Raw genomic sequence first — 9,122 nt, 5'->3', positions numbered from 1 at the left:
ACAAGTTATTTAATACACACACTTTTGGGGGTGGGTCAATTTAAACAAGAATAGGTGGGTCAGTTTAAATAGGATTTACTGGGTCAATATAATAGGAATAGGTGGGTCAGTTTGGCAAGAATTTCCACTAATTGCAACCATAGGAGTAATGAGTTTCTTTTTACTGTGCATTGTGTCTGGCGCTTTCTTGTATCACTATTTAACATAAACCACTTAAAACCCAAAATACTATGAAAACAGAATTATTATACAGAATCATGTTCTTTCTATTAGGCTCGTTAATGCCCTTAGCATACTTGGCATATAGAGAATATAAAGAAACATTAAGAATTAAAAAATGGTCTAAAAACAAGCAATTATGAAAAAATATTTCACAGAAAACAACACAGATGTTTCCCTAAGAGTTCAAAATGGATTAACAAAAGTGTTTACATGTCCTACAGAAGCGTATCAACATGCCAGACAAACCGGAAGTTATCATTATCCATTGTATGGTGTAAAAGGAGGTTTCGCCGGATATGCAGTCCCCAAATAATTACCCCTGAATTCTCTAGATGGGTGGCGATAATATCAAAGCCCGGTAGAGAAAAAAATAACCCACTACGCCAATAGTGGAAAATCTTAAAAATGTAATAAAAATCAACAACAAAATTATGGAAAATTCAAACAAAACAAAAATCACAAAAGAGATGAGAGAAACTTTAAGAGGTGACTTTCCAGAAGAAGCCTATAAGTCTCATCCAACTAAAACCTTTTTAACTACGCTAAAAGCGATGTATATAACGGAAAGGTTAAATGATGTTTTTGGAATTGGAAGATGGACTGTTAATCACTCTGTCGTTGAAAGAAATGAAAACTATGTTCTTGTAGAAGCGGAGTTTCAATCTCTTGATTATGAAGTAATAGTTCCTAAACAATATGGAGGGCACACGACAACAGGTAAAAATACTGAAATCGCAGATGGATTTAAATCAGCTGTAACAGATGCAACAAGCAAGATAGCTTCTTATTTGGAAATCGGTATTGAAATGTTTAAAGGGAATATCAATGTAAAACCTGTTAAGAATTTGAAAAATGATTCTAAAAAAGAGTTGCCTTGGCTAAATGAAAAGCAAGGAAATGAGGTTACAAGGAATTGGAAAAGAGCATTAGCTACTTTAAGAGAAGGTAAATCACTTGAGTACTTAAAGCAGAGCTTCAGGATATCTGCTGCTAATCAAGCAATCTTATTAAAACAATCAAAACAAGCTGCGTAATGATTGGATCTAAAGAACAATTCTTAAACTTTAAAACAGAAGAACATGAAAATTCAAAATCATATAGAACAAGTGAGGAGGTCAATAGAGAATTTGACAGAATATGCTACCTCAGGGGATATTCAAGCTCACGAAGCTTTGGCAGAGATTAAGCAATCCTTTTTAGATGATTTCTTAAAACTGGAAATAAAAAAAATACAAGATGAATCCTTACAGGTTCTCAGGGATAATTTTATAGAACATGGTAAGAAATCTTATGCAGATTCAAATTATCGATACACGATTAGAGCAGGATCTACGAGATATTCTTTTACAGCAGTGGAAGAAGTAAAGAAAAAGAAAAAGGACCTTGAACTTTCTGAACAATATAAGCAATTAAAGGCTACTGAATCCAAGTACAAAACAGCCTTTATTCTGAAACAAAAAGGACAATCTATAGTGGATGAAGATACCGGAGAAATAATTGATGTATCAGGTGTTAATGTAGTCTATAGCTCGGATTCAATTACAGTTAAGCGACTATGATTCTTACATCTTACCAAGAAGATGTTCTAAACGCTAAGATTTGCCCGTATTGTAAATCGACCACAGAAGTAGTATCGGAAACAGATGTTTATGGTAAGCAATTTAAAGGAAGGTCTATGATAAGATGTAGGAATCTTACGAATTGTGGAGCGTATGTAGGATGTCATGAGGATGGAAGGCCTCTAGGGAGGTTAGCAAATCGTCAACTTAGAACATACAAAAGAGAAGCTCATAAATGGTTTGATAAGCTTTGGAGAGAAAAGTATATGGAACGATCAGAAGCCTATGAAAAACTAGCTGATTATTTAGAATTGCCGGACGAGTATACTCATATAGGAATGTTTCAGGAAAAGACCTGTTTAAAAGTAATTAAATGGTCTAAAGAAACTTATAACAATTTAAAGTTAAGAAAATGAAACTGTTCTTGGTTAAACAATTAAATAATACTCTTAAAGTGGTTTATAACTCTGATCATGATAAAATAAAAAAGTTAAAACTTGGCGAGATGTATCAATGTGAGGTTAAGCGGCCAAGAAACATAGGATTTCATAGAAAGTTCTTTGCGCTTGTGAATATGGTTTTTGATAACCAGGAGATATACGTAAATCTCGACAGGTTACGAAAGGACTTGACAATAGAAGCGGGATTTTATGATGAGTGGGTAGATTTTCAAGGAGTAATTCAAAGGGAGGCTAAAAGTATAAGTTTTGCTAAAATGAAGGAAAGTGATTTTCAAGATATGTACTCAAAAGTGATAGATGTAATTGTTCAATATTTCCATTTTGATAGGCAGGATATTATTGACAATGTAGAGCAATATTTCTAAACATTTCCACAGGTAGTATTAACTAAAAATAATCAATGCTAAGATGTCTTTAAAAACTACCTGTGGATTAAAATAAATATAAAACTAGGGAGGGAAGGGTGATTGTTGAGTTTTGTTGTTGTTGATTTTAAGTTTTCAAGAAACTCTCCCTCCTTTAAAAAACACTATAAAATGAATTTCGGATTTAAAGATAAAAGAGGAAAACACATCAAAGATGGTCATACACTTAGATTCAAATTAGAAGACAAGATTGAACCATCAGGGTATAATGAATTTGAAAGGTTAGTACGAGTAGCTCAAGGTGGTTTAATGGGGTTTTATTCTCCAGAAGAAAAAAGAGTAATTCCATTTAGAGAACTATATGACAACAACATTGTTGACAACGCAGAAGTAATTCACTAAACAAAATATTATGATTAATTTATACAGCACACAAATAGAATCATTCTCGGTTCACAAGATCGGTAACAAAAGTAAAAATGAAGGTATTTCCTTTTCAGAGTTACCAAATAATTTAAACGATGAACTAACAGCTCTCTTAAAAGAATTTCTGCTTAAACCATTCAGAGATAAAGAAGAAAACTATTACCAGTTTACACATGATATCGATATTGAATTTAATCTATTATATAATGTAGTAGGACAAATATTCGATAATCCAAGTCTGGTCCATGACAAATCTAAAGAAATAGCCAGACATCTTTTTGAACAATCAATGCACCCTCATATTAAAGGAGGAGAGGTATATGTGACATATTTAGAGAATGTTCTGATTGACAATGAAAAGGTATCTGCAATTGGCATTTTTAAATCAGAACTAAAACATGACTTTCTCCAGTTCAGAAAAAAAGAATCTTCTATTGAACTTCTATTACAACAAGGCGTAAATCTGAACAAACTCGATAAAGGATGTTTGATCTTTAATTATGAAAGTGATAAGGGGTATAAAATCCTGTCTGTAGATTCGAATCGCTATGACACAAAATACTGGTTAGAACATTTTTTAGGAGTTGATCTATTTGAAGATGAAAATTTCTATACCAAAAAATACTTGAAGTTTTGTCAAGAGTTCGCAAAAGAAGTAGTGTTACCTGCAGAGGATAAAAAGGAAGAAGTGATGTTTATGAATCGTGCGGTAAATCACTTTGCAAAAAATGATGAGTTCGAAGAATCAGCTTTCTTAAATGAAGTAATTGATAATCCCGATCTGGTACCAGAATTCAAACACTACAAAGCAGAGAAAGCTCCTAGTTATAGTATTGAAGATTTAACCACTTTTCCAATAGCAGATAAAGCCGTTTCAGATGCCAGAAAAAAGATTAAAAACAAAATCAATCTGGATACTAACATAGAAATCAAAATGGATTTTATCAATCCAGATTCAGCAGAAAGGTTTATTGAAAAGGGATGGGACGAAGAAAAACAGATGTACTACTATCTAGTGTATTTCAATAAGGAAGTCAAGTAAGTTAACAGGATAGCCATGGAACCAGTAGATACTAAAAGCGTTGAATTCTATTTATGGAAATAATAGGGGAGATAAAAGAAATTCGAGATACACCAAGAGGCAAAAACAAGGTGGTGATGATTAATGATTTATTCACAGGTGGTTCTTGGTGTGTTGAATTTAGATTTAAGGAATTGCTAAATCAGATTTCAAAACTTGTACCTGGGGATAAGATTAAACTAAGCACATACAATGTAGCTAAAGTTTATAAACGCCACTATAACAACGTGATTATTGCAAGAACAATGGAACATATTAGCTAGTCAGATATGAAAGAGGAGGTATTCATTATTCCGGCAATTTGGGACGATCGATATTTCATATTTAGAGAAAATGGACAAGAGGTTGAATTTACAATCAAAGAAAACAGTATTAGAGCATCACAACCTTTGACAAAAGAAGAATCAATCTTTATATACGAGAATATAAAATGAGTGGATTCATTAAGCTTAATAGGAAATTTTTCAAACACCCTTTTTGGAACGAAGCACGCGAATATTCGAAGGCAGAAGCTTGGCTTGATTTAATACAACAGGCAAGATTTGAAGCATCGACAGAAATAATCAAAAACAAAGTGATTGAAGTCCGTAAGGGAGAAGTTCCGGCAAGTAGAAGGTTCTTAGAAGTACGATGGGGATGGGGAAGCACCAAGGTTACCAACTTTTTAAAGATGCTTACAAAGATGCAAATGATAAACCAAAGACAAACCAGTGGTCAAACCATTATATCCCTAGTAAAATATGATGATTACAACGGATTGCAAACCAAAGATAAACCAGAAACCAGACCAAGAACAAACCAGAGGCAAACCAGAAGCAAACCAAATATAAGAACTAAAGAAGATAAAGAACTAAAAGAAAAAGAAGGGGAAACAATTTTCTATCGAAAATTCGCCCACCTGAAAATTTCACATGATGAATTTGATAAACTAAATCAAAAATACTCAAAAGAAAAAATTGATGATGTCTTGGACAGCATTGAGAATTATAAAAAAAACACTCAATACACTTCTTTGTTCTTGACAGCAAATAAATGGCTAAAAAAAGATTTTGAAAAAGAAAAAGATTCCGCGCAAAAAGAAAAAGTAGCAGGATCAGAAAGATTTAGATCAAGACACAAAGTATGAAACTAGCACTACAAAAATATAAAACAGATGTTTTCGTGGTAGAAATGCAAAACAAACCACAGATGGCAGTTGCTTGGGAAAATCCAAAGTTGAGGGATTATCCAGAGGAGATTCGAAATGCAAACACGTTTGATTTATTTGCCTGGTTACTGGATTTGCTAGGAGTAAAGGGAGATGAATCAACAGATAAGCATCATGACGTTGCAATAACTTTTATAAACTCATCACTTCAGAATTACACTTATCAAGAAATCATTCTGGCTTTTGAAAAATATGTTTCTGGTGAGTTTTTAGAATCTAACGGAAAACAAATGCTAGTTACGCAACAACTCAATGCAGTTGTGATAGGGAGGGTAATGCGAGAATATGAACTTCTTAAAAAAAGAGAATTAGATGCATATCGCAAAAAAAAAGCTGATCAGATGAGTAAAGAAGATAAGCCAACAGAAGAACAAATACTAGTTACCATGTTCATCAATATGATTGGTTATTGGGATCAATATAATGAGTTTAAAATCATAGGTAATGGAGGTGAAACTGTTTTTGAAAGGTTGGTGGAAAAAGGCATAATTGGTTCACCTGAAGATCAAAAATACAAAGCTTATTATTCTAAAAAGATGAAAGCAGCCAAGGATTATCTGGAAATGGAATACTCATCTAAGAAATCTATGATTAAAGAAACTAGAGACAAATACAAAAAGATTCTTAAAGAATTAAAAACAGGTCTAACTCCAAGGATAGAATCAAAAGCAAAGTGTATTGTCGTAGAAGAATATTTTCAAAATTTGATTAATAAAAAGATCGATTTCAAGGATGTTCTAAGAGAAAAGTGGAACATAAGAGCAATTGAAAACAGTAATGAAAATCCATTATAAATATGAAAAGTAAATATTTCTCACTTCCAGATTCAGAGATTATTGAAGTTGTACTCAGAAAACAAATGACAGTTGGTCAATACAAGGAGAAGCTAAAAGTGTTCAAAGCCAAAGGGTGGAGTATTCAAGGGTATCAAAAAGAGTTCTAAAACATTTAGAAAAGTAATTATGAAAACATTAGAAGATAGAATAACATCTTTAAGAGCAATAACAATACCCATGTTAATGGTTAATACAGCATTAGCTACTTTATTGAGTTCTCTATTCCTTGAAGTGTTGGAGGTTGAAATAGTTATTCTACATTATTTAGCATCCTTCACACTAGCTATAGGAATGGGATGGACTGTATTAGATACTTCAGTCAATTCTCATCTAATAAAACAGTATATCCCTGTAATATTTGCTATAGGTGGTTTTATTCTACTGTTGATAAAATTCAATGTGTTTAAAAAAGTTCCAGAGCATTACTCATGGTATGTCACCCGTGTTTTTTTAGCCTTAATGGGTGCGGCTGTTGAATATACTTTTAGCCATCTTTTTATTAAAAAACATAAAGAGGAACAGAAAAACAAAGGAATTGATGTTGAACAATTACTTATCAATCTTGAGGAGACTATAGATAGACTCAATGAGACTGAATTAAGATTAGAAGAGACTCAGGAAAGACTAAACAAGACTGAGGAAAGACTAGCACATGTAAAAGCTCATTTTTATTGCCGCCATTGTGGTGCAGAGTTTGACAATCCAAATGCATGTAAATCACATGAAGCTACCTGTCCAGAAAATTTGAAGAACTAAAACCAGAATAAAATATTAACCCTTAAAACCTAAATAATGAAAAAACAAAACTACATCGAGAAAGACAAAACTATTACAACAGCATTTGTATTAATAACAGGGATTGGAATTATAGGACTCTTAGCAATTGCGTTTGACAATGTTAATGTTCTGTGGACGCTTAATATCATTCCTAGCTGTATTCACGCTGTTAATAGAAAACAAGATTAAAGAATTTGAAAATAAAACAGATTTATGAATAAACCAACTATATACTGGATAGATCTTTTTTGTGGAGCTGGAGGTACAACTACCGGCATACATATGGCGAATGCTAATGCAAAAGTAATTGCATGCGTTAACCACGATCCGGAAGCAATAAAATGCCATTTAAGGAATCATCCCGATTGTTTGCATCTCGCTGAGGACGTTAGAGATTTTAAAGTGGTTTTAAAGATAAAGGAACTTGTAAGTAACCTTAGAAAAATTTCTCCCGACTGTATCATAAATATATGGGCTTCTTTAGAATGCACACATTTTTCAAAAGCTAAAGGAGGTTTATCCAGAGATGCAGATAGTAGAACATTAGCAGATCACCTTTATAAATACATCGAACAAATAGATCCAGATTATGTTTATATAGAGAATGTTAGAGAGTTTATGACATGGGGACCACTAGATAAAAAAGGTAAACCGATTCAGAATTTAAAAGGGATAGATTATAATCGATGGAAATCAGCTATTAAATTCTATGGGTATGATTATAAATCAAAATTATTAAACTCAGCTGATTTTGGTGCCTATACTTCAAGAGAGCGTTATTTTGGAATATTTTCTCGTATTGGAATGCCTATTGCTTTTCCCGAACAAACACATGCCAAGCGAAGTAAAATACATGGAACAAATTTTAAACAATGGAAAGCAGTTAAAGAAGTTTTACATCTTCATGATGAAGGTCGTTCGATATTTGGGTTAACCAAATTAGGTAAGCCATATTCCGAAAACACACTAAAAAGGGTATATGCAGGTCTATTGAAGTTTTCTAAAGAAGGAATGTTTGTTAAGAGGTATAATGGAGGAGATCCATATCACAAATCAAATTCTATAAATGACCCATTGGGAACTATTTTAACTAGTAGGACTCATGCTCTTGTTAAACCTGTATTTCTTACCTCGTATTATGGCAATGGGAATGCACATAGTATTGATGACCCTTGTAATACCTTAACCACAAAAGATAGGTATGCAGCACAATTTATAAACTATGATTATTCTGCCCCAACTCATACATCAATTGAAAACCCTGCAGGATCTATTACGGTTAACCCTAAGCATAACCTAATTTCTGCGCAATGGACTGTGGATACTCAGTATTCTAATACTGGACGATCAATAGAGCAACCAGGACAAACATTAATTGCCCGTATGGATAAAAAACCTGTGTATTTAATTTCAGCTAATCATGGAACTGACCAAAGAAAATTTCAAACTGATGATTCTGAAACAATAATAAAGATTCGAGAATTTATGAGAGATAATGGAATTAAGGATATAAAAATTAGAATGCTGAATATAATTGAGTTAAAAGCTATACAAGGTTTTCCAGATGATTTTGAGTTAACAGGAACAAAGACAAATCAATTAAAGTTTATTGGTAACTCAGTAGTTCCATTGGTCGCACAAAAACTCGTTGAATCGAATTATGAAGCTATTGTTAATTACTGTCTAAAATCTGCATAATGAGTGGAATGAATTACGAAATACAGAATAGAAAACTACAATCATACAAGCACACTTTTGATTACAATTTTTGTAAGAGAAAGTATAATGAATACGCTCGAATGACTCTGGAGGAATTCAAAGCGTGTTTAAAGGATAGTAAGAAAATTGGTGAGATAGGTCACTTGTGTTCGTTCATACTTTGGATTAAGAATAAAGAGAAATACGAGTATAGGGATTCTTTAGGGGATTACGGCTTAATACACTTACTATTTCATTGTCTAGAGAACAATCACCATGCGGATATACACGCAGAGTATATACATGAATTATTTAAAGAGGATATAAAATTAGTATAAACCAAACATTAAATATGGAAACATTAGAAATCAAAAAAGAAGCAGCATTAAAAGCTCATGAAAATGCATCAAGTAAAGGAAGAGAGCTCCTTGAAAATTTACTAGGAAAGAAGACTTTTCTAAAACAGGTAACTGAGCGTATCAAAACTATA

17 protein-coding genes are annotated in these 9,122 nt (G+C 32.7%); all 17 read left to right on the top strand.

The features are described 5' to 3' along the window. Positions 1–230: 230 nt before the first annotated feature. The 17 genes from FOF46_RS33020 (at position 231) to FOF46_RS29525 (ending at position 8,970) form a co-directional block, all read left to right on the top strand. Positions 231–362, top strand: a complete 132-nt coding sequence (locus FOF46_RS33020) for a hypothetical protein (RefSeq protein WP_262713274.1) — start codon at positions 231–233, stop codon at positions 360–362. Then, complete coding sequence (locus FOF46_RS31935) at positions 359–535, top strand: hypothetical protein (protein WP_167572006.1); 177 nt, start codon at positions 359–361, stop codon at positions 533–535. The genes FOF46_RS33020 and FOF46_RS31935 overlap by 4 nt, the downstream gene beginning before the upstream one ends. Positions 536–653: 118 nt before the next feature. After that, positions 654–1,256, top strand: a complete 603-nt coding sequence (locus tag FOF46_RS29580) for a hypothetical protein (protein WP_143919045.1) — start codon at positions 654–656, stop codon at positions 1,254–1,256. A 45-nt stretch (positions 1,257–1,301) separates the two neighbouring features. Then, the gene (locus FOF46_RS29575; protein WP_143919044.1) at positions 1,302–1,781 is read left to right on the top strand and encodes a hypothetical protein; all 480 of its coding nucleotides are present in this window, start codon (positions 1,302–1,304) and stop codon (positions 1,779–1,781) included. Then, on the top strand, positions 1,778–2,197 hold the full coding sequence (locus FOF46_RS29570) for a zinc-finger-containing protein (RefSeq protein WP_143919043.1): 420 nt from the start codon (positions 1,778–1,780) through the stop codon (positions 2,195–2,197). The genes FOF46_RS29575 and FOF46_RS29570 overlap by 4 nt, the downstream gene beginning before the upstream one ends. Then, positions 2,194–2,607, top strand: a complete 414-nt coding sequence (locus tag FOF46_RS29565) for a DUF1367 family protein (protein ID WP_143919042.1) — start codon at positions 2,194–2,196, stop codon at positions 2,605–2,607. Before FOF46_RS29570 ends, FOF46_RS29565 begins: the two co-directional genes overlap by 4 nt. A gap of 171 nt (positions 2,608–2,778) precedes the next feature. Next, positions 2,779–3,009: a hypothetical protein gene (locus tag FOF46_RS29560; RefSeq protein WP_143919041.1), complete on the top strand. Its 231-nt coding sequence runs from the start codon at positions 2,779–2,781 to the stop codon at positions 3,007–3,009. A 10-nt stretch (positions 3,010–3,019) separates the two neighbouring features. Further along, on the top strand, positions 3,020–4,075 hold the full coding sequence (locus FOF46_RS29555) for a nucleoid-associated protein (protein ID WP_143919040.1): 1,056 nt from the start codon (positions 3,020–3,022) through the stop codon (positions 4,073–4,075). A gap of 53 nt (positions 4,076–4,128) precedes the next feature. Then, positions 4,129–4,377 carry a hypothetical protein gene (locus FOF46_RS29550; protein WP_143919039.1) on the top strand — a complete coding sequence of 83 codons (249 nt, stop codon included), beginning with the start codon at positions 4,129–4,131 and terminating at the stop codon, positions 4,375–4,377. A 6-nt stretch (positions 4,378–4,383) separates the two neighbouring features. Then, the gene (locus tag FOF46_RS31930; RefSeq protein ID WP_167572005.1) at positions 4,384–4,548 is read left to right on the top strand and encodes a hypothetical protein; all 165 of its coding nucleotides are present in this window, start codon (positions 4,384–4,386) and stop codon (positions 4,546–4,548) included. Further along, positions 4,545–5,240: a hypothetical protein gene (locus FOF46_RS29545; RefSeq protein WP_143919038.1), complete on the top strand. Its 696-nt coding sequence runs from the start codon at positions 4,545–4,547 to the stop codon at positions 5,238–5,240. Before FOF46_RS31930 ends, FOF46_RS29545 begins: the two co-directional genes overlap by 4 nt. After that, a complete protein-coding gene (locus FOF46_RS29540) occupies positions 5,237–6,115 on the top strand; it encodes a hypothetical protein (protein ID WP_143919037.1) in 879 nt (292 codons plus the stop codon). The genes FOF46_RS29545 and FOF46_RS29540 overlap by 4 nt, the downstream gene beginning before the upstream one ends. 2 nt (positions 6,116–6,117) lie before the next feature. Beyond that, positions 6,118–6,264 (top strand): hypothetical protein, encoded by a 147-nt coding sequence (locus FOF46_RS31925; RefSeq protein ID WP_167572004.1) that lies wholly within the window; start codon positions 6,118–6,120, stop codon positions 6,262–6,264. Positions 6,265–6,283: 19 nt separating this feature from the next. Beyond that, the gene (locus FOF46_RS29535) at positions 6,284–6,913 is read left to right on the top strand and encodes a hypothetical protein (protein ID WP_143919036.1); all 630 of its coding nucleotides are present in this window, start codon (positions 6,284–6,286) and stop codon (positions 6,911–6,913) included. Positions 6,914–6,949: 36 nt separating this feature from the next. Further along, positions 6,950–7,123: a hypothetical protein gene (locus FOF46_RS31920; protein ID WP_167572003.1), complete on the top strand. Its 174-nt coding sequence runs from the start codon at positions 6,950–6,952 to the stop codon at positions 7,121–7,123. Positions 7,124–7,147: 24 nt separating this feature from the next. Next, positions 7,148–8,632 carry a DNA cytosine methyltransferase gene (locus tag FOF46_RS29530; protein ID WP_143919035.1) on the top strand — a complete coding sequence of 495 codons (1,485 nt, stop codon included), beginning with the start codon at positions 7,148–7,150 and terminating at the stop codon, positions 8,630–8,632. An 8-nt stretch (positions 8,633–8,640) separates the two neighbouring features. Next, the gene (locus FOF46_RS29525) at positions 8,641–8,970 is read left to right on the top strand and encodes a hypothetical protein (protein ID WP_208746835.1); all 330 of its coding nucleotides are present in this window, start codon (positions 8,641–8,643) and stop codon (positions 8,968–8,970) included. The last annotated feature ends 152 nt before the right edge of the window (positions 8,971–9,122 follow it).

Source organism: Aquimarina algiphila, assembly GCF_007489275.1.
Taxonomy (GTDB): domain Bacteria; phylum Bacteroidota; class Bacteroidia; order Flavobacteriales; family Flavobacteriaceae; genus Aquimarina; species Aquimarina algiphila.
Note: the sequence above shows the minus strand (reverse complement) of the source record. Positions and strands in the feature narration are given on the sequence as shown.